The sequence below is a fragment of the Phycisphaerales bacterium genome (assembly GCA_020852515.1).
In the GTDB taxonomy this organism is placed as follows: Bacteria; Planctomycetota; Phycisphaerae; order Phycisphaerales; family UBA5793; genus UBA5793.
This window is the reverse complement of sequence record JADZAS010000021.1, coordinates 80,144-97,054: the sequence shown is the minus strand read 5'-3', so window position 1 is coordinate 97,054 and position 16,911 is coordinate 80,144. Positions and strand designations below refer to the sequence as shown.

Sequence of the window (16,911 nt, the reverse complement as noted above, 5' to 3'; positions counted from 1 at the left end):
CTTCGCATCGCTCCACCCGTGGCTACACTCTGCGACCCCTCCGGGGCCAAATCCGGATTCCAGGATTCGCTCATTTCGCCGTCGCTTCCTGGTACAGGGATCGGAGGCGCAGTTCCATCGCGCCGGTGAGCTCGACCTGACGCCGGGCCATGACGGTCCGCGCGACTTCGATGAACTTGTCGATGCGATACGATCGCGCGCCGTCGTCCGTCAGCCAGGTAAATGGGGCGATGCAGGTCGGCGGCGGCGCGGTCGAGGCGAGCATGGCGCCCGTGCCGATGACGCTGCCGGTCATGAGGCGCGTGCCGATGGCGGTCTTGGCGTGGTCGCCGATGATCGAGCCGAGGAACTGCATGCCGCTGCGCCGGTTCGAGCCACCCACGCGCTGGCGGACGACGACTTCGCCGTAGGTATTGAGCAGGTTGCTGTTAGTGGTGCCGGCGCCGAGGTTCACCCACTGGCCCAGCCACGAGTCGCCGAGGTGGCCGTCGTGCGCCTTGTTGGCGTAGCCCTGGAAGATGGTCGCGCCGACCTCGCCGCTGACCTTGCACCACGGCCCGATGGCCGTGTTGGCCTTAACGATGGCGCGATCGAGCACCTGGCTGTGCTCGCCGATGTACGCCGGCCCGATGATCGTCGCGCCCGGGCGCACGAGCGCAAACGCGTCGAGCACAATCGGGCCGTGCTCAACATCAAGGATGGCGCCGGGCATGACGCGCGCCGTGGGGTCGATGAGCAGCGGCCCATCGCCGACGCGGATCACGCGATCAATGCGATCCTCGACTGGCCGAATCGGGCTGCCCAGCAGATCCATGTGCAGCACGCGAGGCAGCGCCGCGATCACCTCCCACGGCCTGCGCAGCAGAAAGCGGCTGTCGTGCTCGAGCCGCTCAACGTCTGGCGGCAACTGCCCCGTCTTGAACAGCGATGCCGCGTCGGCCCGAGTCAGTTCCGCCGCCACGACGTGGCCGCTGTCGCCTTCGACCAAGGCCTGGCCCAGCCGCAGTTCAAAGCGCACGGCTGGAAAAACCCAGCGTCCATTCACGCAGAAGAATGTCTCGTCAGGCGGCAGGACATTGACGGCCACCCCGGTCTCAACCGCTGTCACGGCCTCGAGTTCCTCAGGGGCCCACACCGCTGCGAGCCCCGGCTCCCACTGCCCCTGCAGGCGCTCCCGCGTCGTGAGCATTCCGGTTCGCACCTCGAAGCAGGCGCGCAGGTCGGTCATTGGCGTCAGATCGACCGCGTCGGGGCCGCAGTGCGGCCAGGCGCGATCGTCAAAGATAATCATTCGGCTCATGGCATGAGCATCGCGGGCTGCGCTCCAATGGCAACCGGCGAGCGCTGAATTGCTGATGAATCAGCGAGGCAGGCCGAGGCGCGGGTGAGACTGGAAGCCGAAAAGGCCCGACAGGCGATTGAGAGCCCATCCCACCGGGACCGCGATGACCGCCGAGTAGCAGACCGTCAGAAACGCGTGGACGAGTTCATCCGACGCCACCCAGAGGATCACGTGCTCGCTGTCCACGCCGGCGTAGATGATCCGCCGCATCGTGAGCAGAAAGACCGCCGGCACCAGCGCGCAGGCACCGGCCAGAAACGTCAGCAGCCCGGTGTGCAGCGGGTGCTTGCGGTAGACCAGGCCGCGCAACTGGATGGTCAGCGCCGCGCCGAGCAGGAAACCCAGTGCGTAAGGCCCGGCGACGGTTACGGCGCGGCCATCCACCGTCGGGTACTGCGCCAGCAGGTCGGCCAGCAGGCCCAGGATCAGCGCCGCCCAGCGCACCGCGTGCGTCGGCCCCATCATCGCGATCCACACCATGAGTATGAGCGCGAAACTCGGCGCCACCGCGCCCTCGCCCATGCGCAGCAGCGGCTGCAGCCCGGTGTCGAGCGCCAGGAAGACATAGGCGAAGAAAGCGAAGACCGTCCAGCGCATCAGTTCTCGCCTCCATCCGAGGCGCCGGAGCGCGGGATCTTCAGATCGACGACGGCAATGTCATCGAGGTTGACCTCGGTCCGCACGGTGATCGTCACGAACAGCGGCGCCTGGTCCTTGGGAACGACTTCTTCAATCACGCCGATGATCGGTCCGGTGTTGAGTTGCCGCAGATCGGGGTCGCGATAAACCACGCGCTGGCCCACGCTCACGGGCGAGTGCTCATCCTGGCCGACTTTGCCGATGTCGCCGATGAACGCGCCGTCGCCGGTGGGCTCGAGCGTGCAAGCGACGGAATTCTCGAAGGCGCCGTCCTCGGCGATGACCAGCGCCGAGATGCTGCCGAAGGCCCGCGAGGTGATGGGCGTGATGGTGGATGAGCGCGGGCTGACGGCCGAGACGCGCCCGACGAGTTGATAGCCTTCGTAGAGCGCCAGCGAGCCGACGCGCACGCCCGCCGAACTGCCCAGCCCGACCTTGAAGAGATCCGCTTTGCCCAGCGATTCGGCGACGCGCGAGGCGGTCACGTAGCGAAACGACGGATCGAGCGCCTGCAGACCCTGGAGTCGCTCGAGTTGCGCCTTGACCTGGGCCAGGCGCGATTCGAGTTGATAGATGCGCGACTCCTGCTCCTTGTTCTTTGCTTCGAGCGCGATGATCTGGGGCGCCCGCTCGTCGAGGCGTTCGGGCACGGCGCGGATCATCATGCTCAGTTTGCTCAGCGGCGCGCTGACGGGAATGGTGAGTTCGCCGAGGCGGCCGCCTAGCCAGTTGGTGAAGGCGGGCGGCAGAAAGCAGGCGATCAGCATCACCGCGACGGCTGTGTAGAAGGAGCGGTTTGGCGCAGAGTGGTTCATCGCTGGGCCATCGTCACCGTTCACAGTCGGTGCGCGGGTTTCGAAACGTTGCAGCAGGCGCCTCGGCCGGGCCGGTCATCCCTCGTCGAGGTTGGACTCCATCGTGCCCTTCCACTCTTCGAGGTTCTCGAGGTAGATGCTCGTGCCCTTGGCCACGCAGGTGAGCGGGTCGTCGGCGACGCGCACATCCAGCCCGGTCGCGTTGGCGATGACGACATCCAGGCCGCGCAGCAAGGCGCCGCCGCCCGCGAGGCAGATGCCGTTCTCAACAAGGTCGGCCGCGAGTTCCGGCTCGGCGCGCTCGAGCGTGCGTGTTACCGCCTCGATGATGGCGCTGATGGGCTCCTGCAGGGCTTCGCGGATCTCTTCGCTGGTCACGACCGTCTTGCGCGGCAGGCCGGCGATCATGTCCCGGCCCCGCACTTCCATGGTCATTTCTTCGCCCACCGGCGCCGCGGTGCCGATTTCGATCTTGATGCGCTCGGCACTCTGCTCGCCGATCATCAGGTTGTACGTCTTCTTCATGTGGTTGATGATCGCCTCGTCGAGATCATCACCCGCGACGCGTACCGACTCGCACACCGCGATGTCGGCCAGCGACATGATGGCCACTTCGGTCGTGCCGCCGCCGATATCCACGATCATGCTCGCGGTGGGCTCGACGATGGGCAGTCCGGCGCCGATGCCCGCCGCCATGGGCTCTTCGACGAGGTAGACCCGTCGTGCTCCCGCGCGGATGGCCGAGTTGAGCACGGCCTGCTTTTCGACGGCGGTGATCCCCGAGGGGATGGCGATGACCACGCGCGGGCCGAGGATGTAACGGGCCTTGCCGTTCACCTTGCGGATGAAGTACGACAGCATGGCCTCGGTGATTTCGAAGTCGCTGATGACGCCGTCCTTGAGCGGGCGGATGGCGGTGATGGACCCGGGCGTCTTGCCGAGCATCTCTTTGGCCATCCAGCCGACCGCGTTGCCGTTTTGCAGGACGCGGTTGGTGCCGCGCTTGACGGCGACGACGGAGGGCTCGTTGAGCACGATGCCCTCGCCCCGGACGCAGACGAGCGTATTGCACGTCCCCAGGTCGATGCCCATATCAACGCTGAACCAGCCAAGAAGTTTGTCAAATGACACGCGCAGCCACACCCTTCAAGCGGTCGATGGACGCTGCAGAGCAACCGCGGGCGGCGCACACCGCCCCCGGATCACCCTCTGACAAGCATTTCGGCATCGATTCGCCCAAGCCTTGACATTATAGGCCATTGGCGGACTGCTATCGAAATCCCCGATGGCCCATACAATAATGATGACACCGCGCAACTCGCGCTTCTCTCGCCCTTCCCGGGCCCGCACGAACGTGAAACGGCGACGATGAACTGGAGTGCCGTTCAATGACCAAGCCCGCCATGACCACTGACGCGAGCCCCGCTCCCGGGGTTGGCTCGACCGGCGAACACGCGGAGACGCCGGCCCAGGTGGCCGATACGAGGATAAACGGCGCTGCCGTCGAGCGCGCCGCGAAGGAGAGCCCCCGGATGTGGCCCGACGAGGCCGACCCGCGCCGCAAGAAGGTCCCCGAAGGCCTCTGGATGCGCTGCGTCGCCTGCAGCCAGATGATCTACCGCAAGCAGATGGAGGCCAACCTCCACGTCTGCCCGCAGTGTCAGCACCATTATCGCATCGGCGCCGCCCGGCGCGTCGAGCAGTTGTGCGACCCGAGCACCTTCGAGCCGATGGATGAGCACCTCACCAGCCGCGACCCGCTGCACTTCACCGATCTCAAGCCCTACCCCGATCGCCTCAAGGCCGAGCAGGAGCGCACCGGCCGCTCTGAAGCGGCTCTGACGGGCTCGGGGTACATCCACGGCCGGCGCGTCGTGCTCGCTGTTCTCGATCTCACCTTCATGATGGGTTCGATGGGCAGCGTGGTCGGCGAGAAGGTGACCCGCGCCATCGAACGCGCCACCGAGCAGGACTGGCCTCTCATCATCGTCAGTTCATCCGGCGGCGCCCGCATGCAGGAATCGACGCTCTCGCTCATGCAGATGGCCAAGACTTCGGCGGCGCTGGCGCAGTTCGACGACGCCGGCGGGCTCTACATCAGCGTGCTGACCGACCCGACGACCGGCGGCGTGACGGCGTCGTTCGCCATGCTCGGCGACGTGATTCTTGCTGAACCGGGCGCGCTCATCGGCTTCGCCGGGCCGCGCGTCATCCAGCAGACGATTCGGCAGGACCTGCCCGACGGCTTCCAGCGCGCCGAGTTTCTCAAAAAGACCGGCTTTGTCGATCGCGTCGTGCCCCGCGGCGAACTCCGCCGCGAAATCAGCCGCCTCATCGACTACGGCGGGAAGTGATCGCATCGGACGCTGCGCCGCGGCACGCCTGAAATCGTGGCGCGGCGCGTCCATAATCCTTCTCATTGAGAAGCCAACCCCGACCCACAACCTGGTCTGGAGCGTTGCTCGCCGGCTTGCTGCACGCGGCGGTGTTTGCGCTGGCGTTTCCGCCGTATGACCTCTGGGCGCTTGCGTACGTCGCGCCCATTCCCGTCGCGCTGCTGGCGCTGCGCACTTCGAGCCGAACCAGGGCCGTGCTGAGCGTGTGGCTCATGTCCACGCTTTCCTGGCTGTGGGTGCAGCGCTGGCTCATCGACGTGACCGGCCCGGGCTATGTTCTGCTGGCCATGGCCCAGGGGGCCTTCCCCGCTCTATTTGTGTGGATGCTCGCCACGCTGCGACCGCGCGGCCGGCGGCCGGCGGTGCCCGGCCTGACCAACGTGCTGCTCGTGCCGCTGCTGTGGGTGGGCACGGAGATGCTGCGCGGCTCGCCGATCTTCCTCACCGGTTATCCGTGGTTTCTTCTCGCCCATCCGCTCATCGCCCAGCCTGTTCTCTGCCAGGGCGCCGACCTGCTGGGCACGTACTTTGTCAGTTTCACCGCGGCGATGTTCGCCGGCCTGCTCGCCGATGTCCTCACGCTGCCGCTGTTTCGCGGCGGGCGCCTCACGCTGACGGTGCGCGTCTCCCTGGCGCTCTTCGTTGCGGCGCAGGCGTTCGTGCTCGGCTATGGGCTGTATCGGCTTGGCCAGACTGATCACATCGTGCGCGAAGCGCCGGCTGTCACCATCGCCGCCGTGCAGACAAACCTGCCGCAGAACAACAAGCAGATGTGGACGCTCGAGCAGCAGTTCGAGGACTTCGCGCACTTCATCGAACTCACGCATCTGGCTGCGGAGCCGGACACCGGCCGCGCGCAGGCCGACCTTGTCGTCTGGCCGGAGACGATGGTGCCCGGGCTGGCGCTCAACGTGGAAGTCATGCGCGAAACGCGGCGCTTCGAGCAGCAGATCGGGCGGCCCCTGCGCAGCGTCACCTTCTTTCACGACGCGCTGGCCGAACTGGCTCGCTCGCTGGGCGCGCCGCTGCTCGTGGGCGCCTCGGCGGTCAACAACCTTCAATACTCCACGGAGACCAAAACGGACGCGCAGGGCAACGAGACGATCACGCCGGACTGGAAGTGGGACGCCCGCTACAACTCCGCGCTCGTCTTCGATTCCCAGGGGCGGCTCTCGGATATCCGCTACGACAAGATCCACCGCACACCGTTTGGCGAGGTGATTCCGATCGCGCACCGCTGGCCGGCGGCGCAGCAGTGGCTGCTCAACCTCGGCGCCAACGGCATGAAGTTCGACCTGGCCGCCGGCCGCGACTTCACGCGGCTCGAGGTCCCGTTGCAGCGCCAGGCGCGCGACCGCATTCTCGTGGGCACGCCGATCTGCTTTGAGTCCACCATGCCCTACGTCTGCCGGCTGCTCGCGCATCCCGACGGACAGCCTCCGGCGGATGTGCTCGTCAACCTGACCAACGACGGCTGGTTCGGCTCGATCTACGGCGGCCGCGAGCAGCACCTGCAGGTCGGCCGGTTCCGCTGCATCGAGAATCGCGTGCCGATGATCCGCGCCGCCAACACCGGGGTGAGTGCGGCGATCGACTCGGCCGGCCGGCTCATCCAAGTGGGCCCCAACATCCCCGCCGGCCAGCCGACGTGGAACGCCGAGGGCGTTATGATGGCCACTGTTCGATTGGACCACCGCCGGCCGCTTTACGGGCGGCTCGGCGATGCCTTCGGGTGGTGCTGCCTGGCGGCCAGCGCGGCGCTGGTCGTCTGGGCCGTCGTCGCCGGGCGGCGGCGCAAGGCAAAAGGAGATCAGACGTCGTGATGGCGCAGCGTTGGTTGATTTCGATCGTCGGAATCTCGGCCGTTGCAGCGTTCGTTCTCAGCGGCTGCGCTCCCACGGCGGGTGTACCCGTGATCGGCCCTGAGTATCAGTCGCTGAGCAGCGACATCGCCGGCCAGCGCGATCTGCGCCGCCGCGCGATCAGGTATCTCAACGAGATGCGCAAAGACGAGTATGCGCTCTACCGCGCCAACGCGATCGAAGCGCTGCAGGCCGACCCGGAACTCGGCAAAGTCGCCGCCCGCGAGGGGCTTGAAGACGCCAACCTCGCCGTGCGCTTTGTCGCGGCGATGGCCATCGGTCAGCACCAGTATTCCGATGCGGCGCCGCTTGTGCACGCCCTGCTCAGCGATGAATCCGCCTCGGTGCGCGCGGCCGCGGCCTTTGCGCTCAAGCGCAACGGCACGAACGTGAACCTCGGCCTGCTGGCGGAGATGCTCGAGGGCGACGACCCGCGCGCCGCCGGCAACGCGGCGCTCGTGCTGGGCGAATTGGGAGACCCCAGCGCGCTGCCCCTGCTGCGCGAGTCGATCGACTTCCACTCGCCGCACACGACACCGCCGCAGCAGCGCATCGTGCAACTCCAGATCGCCGAGGCCATGGCCAAACTCGGCGATCCGTTTGCGATTGCGCGCATCCGGGCTGAGTTGTACTCGCGCCAGCCCGAGCACGGCGAGATCATGGCGCTCGCGGCGACAATGCTCGGCCAACTCGACGCCACCCGAACAATCGGCGACCTGCGCAATATCGTCGCGATGTGGCGCCAGTATCGGCACAGCGCCGAAGTCCGCCTTGCCGCGCTCACGTCGCTGGCCCAGCTGGGCGAGCCCCAGCCGATCGAACTCGTGCTCGAATATCTCGGCCCGGGTTTCCGGGATTCGACCAGTTCTTCGGCGGTGGCCATCCAGAGTCAGGCGGCCCACGCGCTGGGCGAATACCCCGCGCCGCAGGCCCTGCCCCACCTGGCCCGGCTCTTTGATTCCAGCACCCAACTGCTGGTCAGGCTGCAGGCGGCAGCGTCGATCCTGCGGCTCACCGAGCCTCTGGGGCCGGGCGAGGGCCTGACGGAAACCGACGGGGGCCTGTTGACACCGGATGACTTGCAGTGATGATTAGAGTTACCGATTCCGGCCGGATGAATTCGGAGGCCACAAAGGTTTCGGTAGAGACGGCTGCCGGAGACGGCTCCTGAAAGGGCGCCCACCCGGCAGAAGACAGTTCGACGGATACGCTTCCCACCGGCACGCAGCCACGACACCCGTGCCGGGATGATGCGTCCAAACACCAGCGTTGCTTGGAGGATCGATCGTTGCACACGCTCACCAAGGTTTTCATAGTGCTTTGGGCCCTGCTCTCCGTGTTCATCATGGCCCTCGCTGTGCCGCTGGTCATGAACAACGACACGTGGAAGGCCCGCTATCAGGCGGAGAACGCCTCGCGGCTCGCCGCTGACAACAGCGCCAAACTCGCCAGCCAGCAACTCGATCTCGTCAACATCGCCAAGGCTCAATCCGAGTCGGCGCTCAACAAGATCATCGCCGGTCTCCGCGAGGACCTCGCGTCCCAGACCACGCGCATGGCCGACCTGCGATCCCAGCTGGCCACGGCCCGGCAGGAAAAGGACGCCATCCAGGCCCAGATCAACCGCCTCGCCGCCGCAGCGGAGACCAACGCGGACATCATCGAGACGCAGGGCGAAGAAATCACCCGCCGCCGCGACGAGTCGCTGCAGTTGATGTCCCGCTCGACCGAACTCGAAGACCAGCTTCGCGACACGCTCAGCCGCCTCGACGTCGCTCTCGACGCCCAGCGCACGCTGCAGGAGCAGATTCAGGAACTCGCCGAGCGCCTTCAGTCAGGCGGAACTGGCGCCGAAACCGCTTCGACCTCCGAGGAGGTCACGCCGATTCCCTCTCCGCTGGTCAGTGGCCGCGTCATGAGCGTCCAGACCGGCGCCGACGGCAACCGCTACCTCGAGGTCAACCTCGGCTCGCGTGACGGCGTCTCCGAGAACATGAAGTTCCTCATCGCGCGGGGCGGCAAGTTCCTCGGCAACCTGATCATCACCAAGGTCGAACTGAACCGCGCCGTCGGCTTCGTTCAGCTCGAGCAGGACAAGGTCATGATCAACGACGAAGTTCGCGGCGGGCTCCGGGCCGGCCTCTGATCAATCGCTGACTCCACCGGACCCGACTTCTGGAGATCCACCATGACTCAGTTCAAAGGCGCCTCGCCGCGACGCGTATCCTCCGGGGGCAACCTCGACGTCTACACCGTGCTCGCCCTGGCCGGCGTGTTCTCGCTCATCGTCCTTGCCGGCACCCTCTGGATAAAGGGCGGCGAACTGGCCTCGACGAGCGGCGGCAAGGCTTCTCCCTGGACGATCATCAGCAAGTAATCACCCGCCGGACAGCCGGCCGGGAAACAGACTTTGGATGGGCTGCGCCTCAGGGCGCGGCCCATTTGCTTTCCAGGAGCCCCGCCGCGGCCCCGCCGCACTTGAACCCGCCCGCCTCTGGCGTACACTGTGCGGCTTACAAACCGGTGAAACGGCCCCCCATCCGCCCCACGTCGCCGCCCGCTCTGGCCGCGATCCCGGCGGAAACTCGAAGCGGTTTCGAGGCCCGGGCCCCAACTTCAGGAGCACCCAGACATGGTTCGTCTTCGTCTCAAGCGTTTCGGCCGGCGCCACACGCCCCGCTATCGCCTTAATGCCATGGATTCCCGCTCGCCCCGCAACGGCCGCGTGATCGAGGAACTCGGTTTCTTCGACCCGACCCACCGCGACGAGGCGCAGCAGATTCACTTCAAGACCGACCGCGTGCAGTACTGGCTCAGCGTCGGCGCGCAGCCCAGTGAGACGGTGGCTGGCCTGCTCAAGCGCATCGGCGTCGATCCCACGCCGGGCCAGAAGTACGCCGGCGCGGAATCGGCTGGCGCCTGAGGCGGCCGCCATGCGGATTGATGTGCTGAGCCTGTTTCCGGAGATGTTTGCGCCGGTCCTCAGCGCGTCGATTCCCGGGCGGGCTCACGCGGCGGGACTCGTTGAATTCAACCTCGTCAACATTCGAGACTACACGGAGAACAAGCATCAGAAAGTGGATGATCGCCCCTTCGGAGGCGGCCCAGGCATGGTGATGATGTGCCAGCCGGTGTGGGATGCGGTGCTCGCCGCCGAGCGGCTCGACCCCCGGCCGGCCACACGAATCCTCCTCACCCCGCAGGGCCGGCCCCTGTCGCAGGACATCGTGGCCGACCTTGCGACGCGGCAGCGGCTGCTGCTCATCGCCGGGCACTACGAAGGCATCGACGAACGGGTGATCGAAGAATTGCGGCCGATGGAACTGAGCATTGGCGACTACGTGCTCAGCGGCGGCGAACTTCCGGCTCTGGTCCTCATCGACGCCATCGTGCGACTCCTGCCCGGAGCGCTGGGCCACGAAGAGTCAGCCGAGCAGGACAGTTTCGCAGTATCGGAAGGCGGACAGCAGTTGCTCGACTGTCCGCACTACACCAGGCCCCGCGAGTGGCGCGGGCGGGAAGTGCCGGAGATTCTCCTCAGCGGTGACCACGGCGAGGTGGATCGATGGCGGATGGAGCAGCGAAAGACACGGACGGCCGAGCGACGGCCGGATCTGCTCAAAGGAAACAAAGACACGGCGACATGAGTCGCCCGGAGATACGACGAAGGGAAAGTGGCTCGCAAGACCCGGCTCTCGCCCGCGACAACGCTTGCGTCTCCACTTCCTCCTCAGAAAGGCCAGTGCCATGAACCAGCAGCAACTCCTCGCCAGCGTGGTTGAGAAACAGATCAAGACCGATCTTCCCGAGATCACCATCGGCGACACCATCGACGTGCACCGCCGCATCATCGAGGGCGAGAAAGAGCGCATCCAGGTCTACCAGGGCGTGCTCATCGCGCGCAACGGCAGCGGGATCAACGAGTCGATCACGGTCCGCCGCATCGTCTCGAACTCGGGCGTGGAACTGGTGATCCCGCTCAACTCGCCGCGCATCGCCAAGATTGAACTGGTCCGCCGCGGCGACGCCCGTCGATCGAAGCTGTACTTCCTCCGCGAGCGCGTCGGCAAGAAGCGCCGCCTCCGCGACCAGCGCCGCGGATTGCAGCGCCCCGGCGACGCGGAAGCCGAGACCGGCGCCGAAGCCCCGGCCGCCGCAGCTGGCGAGTGACCGACGTCGCGATCCAGCGCCCCGTTTAGCCGCCCCTCGGGGTCATGGGCCTCAGGGTCGAATGACGACCCAAAGGCTCTGACCCGGGGAGCCCGACAATCACTGAAGAGCAACGAACCCCTCCGGCAACACGCCGGAGGGTTTTTGCGTGATGATCGATGAACCTGCCGGGCCTGCGCAGAGCCTTGTGCCGACCTGCGCAGCGTCACTCCATCTCACTCATCGGCGGGCAGGTGCAGATGAGATTTCGATCCCCGTAGGGATTGTCAATCCGCGCCACCGGGGGCCAGAACTTCGCGTCGCGCAGCCACGCGGCGGGGTACGCCGCCTGCTCGCGGCTGTACGTGTGACTCCACTCGTCGGCGGCGACGACCTGGATCGGGTGCGGCGCGTGCTTGAGCGGGTTGTCGGCCTTGTCTGATTTGCCCTCTTCGATCGCGCGAATCTCTTCGCGGATCTGAATCAGCGCATCGCAGAAGCGATCGAGTTCGGCCTTGGGCTCGCTCTCGGTCGGCTCGATCATGAGCGTGCCGGGCACGGGGAAGCTCATCGTCGGCGCGTGGAAGCCGTAGTCCATGAGCCGCTTGGCGACGTCTTCGACCTTGATGCCGGCAGTCTTCTCAAAGCCTCGGAAATCGAGGATGAACTCGTGGGCCACGTGCCCGCCCACGCCGCTGAAGAGCACGTCGTAGTGCTCCTTGAGGCGGCTGGCCATGTAGTTGGCGTTGAGCATCGCCACCTGCGTGGCCTTGCGAAGCCCCGCGGCGCCCATCAGCGCGATGTAGACCCACGAAATCGTCAGGATGCTCGGGCTGCCGTAGGGAGCCGCGGCCACGGCGCCGACCGCGCGGCCGTCATCGGTCACCGGATTGCCGGGCAGGAAGGGCACGAGGTGCTGGGCGACGCCGATGGGCCCCATGCCCGGACCGCCGCCGCCGTGCGGAATGCAGAAGGTCTTGTGCAGGTTGAGGTGGCACACGTCCGCGCCGATGTCGCCCGGGCGGCACAGGCCGACCTGCGCGTTCATGTTCGCCCCGTCCATGTACACCTGCCCGCCGAACTCGTGCACCGCGGCGCAGATGTCCTTGACCTGAGGCTCGAACACGCCGTGCGTGGATGGATAGGTGATCATCAGCGCCCCGAGGCGGTCGGCGTGTGCCTTCGCCTTGGCGCGCAGGTCATTGAGATCGACGTTGCCATGCCGGTCGCACTCGACGGCCACGACGTTGAAGCCCGCGATGACGGCGCTGGCCGGATTGGTCCCATGCGCGGAAACGGGGATGAGGCAGACGTCGCGCCGCGTGTCGCCGCGCGACTCGTGATAGGCGCGGATGGCGAGCAAGCCCGCATACTCGCCCTGCGAGCCCGCGTTCGGCTGGAGCGAGACGGCGGCAAAACCCGTAATTTCGCACAGCCAGCGTTCGAGGTCGCTGAACAGCCGCGCGTAGCCGCGCATCTGGTCGGCCGGTGCGTACGGATGGATGTTGCCAAACTCGGGCCAGGTCACGGGCACCATCTCGCTGGTCGCATTGAGCTTCATCGTGCATGAGCCCAGCGCGATCATCGAATGCGCCAGCGACAGGTCGCGCGACTGCAGTTTGGTGATGTAGCGCAGCATCTCCGTTTCACTGTGGTGCGAGTTGAAGATGGGGTGCGCCAAATACGCGCTCGTGCGCTCGAAGGCGCCGAGTTTGAGCAGACCGCGGCTGCGTGCGGCGGCGAGCAGTTCGTCAACGCGCACATCGACGGGTTTGGCCGCGTTGCCGGTCAAAGCCGTGAGGATGTGGCGAACGTCATCGGGGCAGACCGTTTCGTCAAGCGTGATGCCGATCGTGTCGTCGCTGTAGAAGCGGAAGTTGATGCCCAGTTCGCCAGCGGCCCTGTGCACCGCAGACGCCGCGACGCCTGCACCCAATCGCACGCGCAGCGTGTCGAACACGGGGCCGTCGCCGAGCGTCTCGTGGCCGAGTTGCTCGACGCCGACGATCAGCGCCGCCGTCAGCGCGTGCACGCGCCCGGCGATGCGCCGCAGCCCTGCCGGCCCGTGATAGACCGCATACATCCCGGCCATGATGGCCAGCAGCGCCTGGGCCGTGCAGATGTTGCTCGTCGCCTTCTCCCGCTTGATGTGCTGCTCGCGCGTCTGGATGGCCATGCGCAGGGCCGGCTTTCCCGTGGCGTCGCGCGACACGCCGATAATGCGGCCGGGCATGCGCCGCACGTACTGCTCGCGCGTGGCGATGTACGCGGCGTGCGGGCCGCCCGCGCCCATCGGCACACCGAAGCGCTGCGTGCTTCCTACGGCAATATCAGCCCCGAACTCGCCTGGCGGCTTGAGCAGCGCCAGCGCCAGCGGATCGGCCGCCACCACGAGCAGAGCACCGTTTGCATGCACCGCCTCGGCCAGTTTCGAATAGTCCGCCACGCGGCCGTCCGTCGTGGGATACTGAACCAGCAGGCCGCATAACCCGGCCGAAAAATCGACTGCGCCGGGATCGCCCACCACAACGCGAATCCCCATCGAGCTTGCTCGGGTCTTGACCACCGCGATGGTCTGCGGGTGACAATGCTCGGCGACAAAGAACGACTTGCGCGTGCCGGACGCGCCGCCGGCGATGGCAAAGCACATCGCCATCGCCTCTGCCGCCGCTGTCGCCTCGTCGAGCAGCGAAGCGCCCGCCAGCGGCAGGCCGGTGAGGTCCGCGATCATCGTCTGAAAGTTGAGCAGCGCCTCGAGGCGCCCCTGCGAGATCTCCGCCTGATACGGCGTGTACTGCGTATACCACCCCGGATTCTCGAGGATGTTGCGCTGGATGACCGGCGGCGTGATGCAGCCGTGATAGCCCATGCCGATGAAGGACCGGTTCACCTTGTTCTGGCCAGCGATCGTGCGCAGCTCGGCGATGAGGTCGAACTCGCTCTGCGCTTCTTCGATCTTCAGCGGCCGGCCGAGTTGGATCGAATCCGGCACGATGGCGTCGGTCAGTTCATCGAGCGTGCGGCAGCCGAGGCGCTCGAGCATGAGCCCGATCTCGTCGTCGCTGGGCCCGATGTGCCGGTCGGCGAACACATCGGTCGAATTGAGGATCGCCTCGCCGGCGTCGGCGACGGGGGCGGATTCGGGTGCGTTGATCATTTCAGGGTCAATGGTCACGGGGCGAGGCCGGGCGGTTGTGGGCGACATGGAACTGGCGGATCCTCAAAGAAGGAAGCGGACTCGGCGCGCAAAGCGCCGGCATGCAGGGCAGCGGCGATATGATAGCAGGAGCGTCGCCCGGCCCGATGATTTCGCTTCGCCTGACCGCCCAGATTCAGGCCGGGCCCCACCGCCGGCGCCGCGTGTGCAACGTCCCATACCTCAGCCAGTATCGCACGAACAGCGCTTCGGCAGCGCGCGTTCCATACGATATTGCCTGACCCGATCCCCCGCCCTTTCGCACCGCCTCTGAGGACCCAACCGCCATGACCCGCGCCCATCACTGTTCAAGCACCCGCCGCCTTCTCTTCGCTCTGAGCCTGCTGGCGCTGCCGCTGCTCCATGCTGGACCGGGCGCCACGGCCCTGGCGCAGGCGCCGGCCACCGAAGCGGCGACACCCGGCCCGGTCGTGACGGACGGCTGGATCGATGCGCAGGGTGATGTGGACATCCCCGCCATCCTGCAGTCGCTCGATCCCGATGTCCGCGCCTACATGGCTCACATCACCACGCTGGCCAACCCATTCTTCGAAGGTCGCTCCCCTGACACGCACGGCAACCGCGTGGCGGCCGACTACATCGAGTTCTGGTTCCGCCACTTCGGCCTGCAGCCCGCCTTTCCGGAATATGACAGCGAAGGCAACGTCCTCGGCGACGCCGACGCCTGGGTCTCCTACCGCCAGCCCTTCGACATGCCCGGCGGCATGGAGGCGACGCGCCAGGAACTGGCCCTCGTGGACGGTTCGGGCGAGAAGACGACGTTCACGGCCGGCCGGGAGTTCAGCGCCCTGGGTGTCGGTCAGGGCGAAGTCGGAGCGCCTCTCGCGTTCGTGGGCTACGGAATCGCATCCGGTCCGGACGGGCAGGATCACTACGGCGAGATCGACCTGACCGGCCGCATCGCCCTGCTCCTTCGCTTTGAGCCCAGCGACGCCCAGGGCAACAGCAAGTGGAACGACGGCAAACCCGAGTGGACGGCCAACGCCTCGCTGGAAACGAAGTTGCTTGAAGCAGCGCGCCGCGGAGCGGCCGGCATCATCCTCGTCAACCCGCCGGGCACCTTCGACGGCCGGGCGAGCGAGCTGATGACGGCCGAGGAATCAACCTGGCGCCGCGCTGGGGTTCCGGTCGTGCAGATGTCCATCCCCGCGGCCGAGCGGCTCGTGGGGCAGGTGGCCGGGAAGAGCCTGCGCGAACTCAAGCGCGAGGCGGACGAAGACTCCTTCAAGGCCGCGAACCTCGATGATCGCTTCACCGTCTCCATCGCCACGACGCTCGATCGCAAGCACAACTGGACGGACAACGTCGGCGGCATCATCCGCGGCCGCGGCGATCTCGCCGACGAGTGGATCATCATCGGCGCCCACTACGACCACGTCGGCTATGGCCGCTTTGGCAGCATGGCCGGCCGCACGGCCGAAGGCATCATCCATCCCGGCGCCGATGACAACGGCTCGGGGACGTCGGCGGTGCTCGTGCTCGCCGATCGGCTGAGCAAGGCCTACGCCCAGTTGCCCGCCGACGCAAATATGCGCTCGGTGCTGCTCATGACTTTCTCGGCCGAGGAATCGGGATTGAACGGCTCGCGCTACTACACGCGCCACCCGACGCTGACGGCCGAACAGGTCAACATCATGCTCAACCTGGACATGGTCGGCCGGCTGCGCGACAACAGCCTCGAGGTAAGCGGCGTAGGCAGCGCGACGCAACTGGCGGAGATTGTCCAGCCGTACTTCGATGAGAGCGGCCTGCGCATCGTGAGCCAGCAGACCGGCAGCGGGCCCAGCGACCACGCGAGTTTCAACGCCGTGGGCATTCCGGTTCTGTTCTTCTTCACCGGCCTGCACCCGCAGTACCACCGTCCGGCGGATGTGGCGTCGCTCATCAACCCGGTCGGCGCCGTCAAGATCGTCGATCTCGCCCAGCAGATCGCGCTGGAGTTCGCCAGGCGGCCCGAGAGACTCGAGTACCAGAAGACCAGCGGCGGCTTCCGGCTGGACATGCTCGAACAGCCTCCGGGCGCCCAGGCCCCGGCGCAACCCGAGCCGCCGACCGAGCCGATGCCGCGCGTTACGGTGAGGCTGGGCATCCAGCCCGAGTACAACGCCCAGGGAATCGGAGTGCATCTCGCGGGCGTGTCCGATGACACCCCGGCGCAGGCCGCAGGCCTGCAGGGGGGCGATGTGATCTTGAGTTGGAACGGTTCGCCCGTGGCCGATATCCGCGCGCTCATGACCGAACTGGCCAAACACAAGCCCGGAGACGAAGTAAATCTGGGCGTCAAACGCGGCGAAGAAATGCTGGAGATCAAGGTGAAACTTGCGGCCAGCGACGGCTGACCCCCGCGTTTGCGGCCCGCCAGCGATTGGAGCGCGTTCCAGGCGCTTCGCGCAGCCTTTGCGGGCATCGACGTTTATGCCGACCCCCGCTTTACGCCGATGCCAATCGTTGATAGCCTATAAGCCAATCACAGCCCGCTGAATCGCCCGGC

The 16,911-nt window shown here is 66.6% G+C and carries 14 protein-coding genes; 9 read left to right on the top strand and 5 right to left on the bottom strand.

The window, feature by feature from the left end:
• Window positions 1–70 precede the first annotated feature (70 nt).
• The 4 genes from IT430_14590 to IT430_14575 form a co-directional block, all read right to left on the bottom strand.
• On the bottom strand, window positions 71–1,300 hold the full coding sequence (locus IT430_14590) for a hypothetical protein (protein MCC6909167.1): 1,230 nt from the start codon (window positions 1,298–1,300) through the stop codon (window positions 71–73).
• 60 nt (window positions 1,301–1,360) lie between these two features.
• The gene (locus tag IT430_14585) at window positions 1,361–1,939 is read right to left on the bottom strand and encodes a hypothetical protein (GenBank protein MCC6909166.1); all 579 of its coding nucleotides are present in this window, start codon (window positions 1,937–1,939) and stop codon (window positions 1,361–1,363) included.
• Entirely contained in the window at window positions 1,939–2,796 is an 858-nt protein-coding gene (locus IT430_14580) for a hypothetical protein (protein MCC6909165.1), read from the bottom strand. The genes IT430_14585 and IT430_14580 overlap by 1 nt, the downstream gene beginning before the upstream one ends.
• 75 nt (window positions 2,797–2,871) lie before the next feature.
• Window positions 2,872–3,927, bottom strand: coding sequence for a rod shape-determining protein (locus IT430_14575; protein ID MCC6909164.1), 1,056 nt, complete (start codon window positions 3,925–3,927; stop codon window positions 2,872–2,874).
• Between the two features lie 401 nt (window positions 3,928–4,328).
• Here IT430_14575 and IT430_14570 point away from each other — a divergent pair, with 401 nt between their 5' ends.
• The 8 genes from IT430_14570 to rplS all read left to right on the top strand — a co-directional run bounded on the left by IT430_14570 (window position 4,329) and on the right by rplS (window position 11,224).
• Complete coding sequence (locus IT430_14570; protein ID MCC6909163.1) at window positions 4,329–5,150, top strand: acetyl-CoA carboxylase carboxyltransferase subunit beta; 822 nt, start codon at window positions 4,329–4,331, stop codon at window positions 5,148–5,150.
• Between the two features lie 65 nt (window positions 5,151–5,215).
• On the top strand, window positions 5,216–7,015 hold the full coding sequence (gene lnt / locus IT430_14565; protein ID MCC6909162.1) for an apolipoprotein N-acyltransferase: 1,800 nt from the start codon (window positions 5,216–5,218) through the stop codon (window positions 7,013–7,015).
• Window positions 7,012–8,142: a HEAT repeat domain-containing protein gene (locus IT430_14560; GenBank protein ID MCC6909161.1), complete on the top strand. Its 1,131-nt coding sequence runs from the start codon at window positions 7,012–7,014 to the stop codon at window positions 8,140–8,142. The genes lnt and IT430_14560 overlap by 4 nt, the downstream gene beginning before the upstream one ends.
• A gap of 200 nt (window positions 8,143–8,342) precedes the next feature.
• Complete coding sequence (locus IT430_14555) at window positions 8,343–9,200, top strand: hypothetical protein (GenBank protein MCC6909160.1); 858 nt, start codon at window positions 8,343–8,345, stop codon at window positions 9,198–9,200.
• A gap of 42 nt (window positions 9,201–9,242) precedes the next feature.
• Complete coding sequence (locus IT430_14550; protein ID MCC6909159.1) at window positions 9,243–9,431, top strand: hypothetical protein; 189 nt, start codon at window positions 9,243–9,245, stop codon at window positions 9,429–9,431.
• Between the two features lie 255 nt (window positions 9,432–9,686).
• Window positions 9,687–9,977 (top strand): 30S ribosomal protein S16, encoded by a 291-nt coding sequence (gene rpsP / locus IT430_14545; GenBank protein ID MCC6909158.1) that lies wholly within the window; start codon window positions 9,687–9,689, stop codon window positions 9,975–9,977.
• 10 nt (window positions 9,978–9,987) lie between these two features.
• Entirely contained in the window at window positions 9,988–10,701 is a 714-nt protein-coding gene (gene trmD, locus IT430_14540; protein ID MCC6909157.1) for a tRNA (guanosine(37)-N1)-methyltransferase TrmD, read from the top strand.
• Between the two features lie 100 nt (window positions 10,702–10,801).
• On the top strand, window positions 10,802–11,224 hold the full coding sequence (rplS, locus tag IT430_14535) for a 50S ribosomal protein L19 (protein ID MCC6909156.1): 423 nt from the start codon (window positions 10,802–10,804) through the stop codon (window positions 11,222–11,224).
• 205 nt (window positions 11,225–11,429) lie between these two features.
• Here the strand turns inward: rplS and gcvP are convergent, their stop codons facing one another.
• Window positions 11,430–14,360, bottom strand: coding sequence for an aminomethyl-transferring glycine dehydrogenase (gcvP, locus tag IT430_14530; GenBank protein MCC6909155.1), 2,931 nt, complete (start codon window positions 14,358–14,360; stop codon window positions 11,430–11,432).
• Window positions 14,361–14,686: 326 nt separating this feature from the next.
• Between gcvP and IT430_14525 the strand changes: the two genes are divergently transcribed.
• Window positions 14,687–16,759, top strand: a complete 2,073-nt coding sequence (locus IT430_14525) for a M28 family peptidase (GenBank protein MCC6909154.1) — start codon at window positions 14,687–14,689, stop codon at window positions 16,757–16,759.
• Window positions 16,760–16,911 lie beyond the last annotated feature (152 nt).

What these genes read in the sequence shown, in the direction of transcription:
- IT430_14525 (MCC6909154.1), top strand. Translation starts at nt 14,687, where the DNA reads ATGACCCGCGCCCATCACTGTTCAAGCACCCGCCGCCTTCTCTTCGCT.
- trmD (MCC6909157.1), top strand. Translation starts at nt 9,988, where the DNA reads ATGCGGATTGATGTGCTGAGCCTGTTTCCGGAGATGTTTGCGCCGGTC.
- rplS (MCC6909156.1), top strand. Translation starts at nt 10,802, where the DNA reads ATGAACCAGCAGCAACTCCTCGCCAGCGTGGTTGAGAAACAGATCAAG.
- IT430_14550 (MCC6909159.1), top strand. Translation starts at nt 9,243, where the DNA reads ATGACTCAGTTCAAAGGCGCCTCGCCGCGACGCGTATCCTCCGGGGGC.
- IT430_14580 (MCC6909165.1), bottom strand. Translation starts at nt 2,796, where the DNA reads ATGAACCACTCTGCGCCAAACCGCTCCTTCTACACAGCCGTCGCGGTG.
- IT430_14570 (MCC6909163.1), top strand. Translation starts at nt 4,329, where the DNA reads ATGTGGCCCGACGAGGCCGACCCGCGCCGCAAGAAGGTCCCCGAAGGC.
- IT430_14590 (MCC6909167.1), bottom strand. Translation starts at nt 1,300, where the DNA reads ATGAGCCGAATGATTATCTTTGACGATCGCGCCTGGCCGCACTGCGGC.
- gcvP (MCC6909155.1), bottom strand. Translation starts at nt 14,360, where the DNA reads ATGATCAACGCACCCGAATCCGCCCCCGTCGCCGACGCCGGCGAGGCG.
- IT430_14585 (MCC6909166.1), bottom strand. Translation starts at nt 1,939, where the DNA reads ATGCGCTGGACGGTCTTCGCTTTCTTCGCCTATGTCTTCCTGGCGCTC.
- rpsP (MCC6909158.1), top strand. Translation starts at nt 9,687, where the DNA reads ATGGTTCGTCTTCGTCTCAAGCGTTTCGGCCGGCGCCACACGCCCCGC.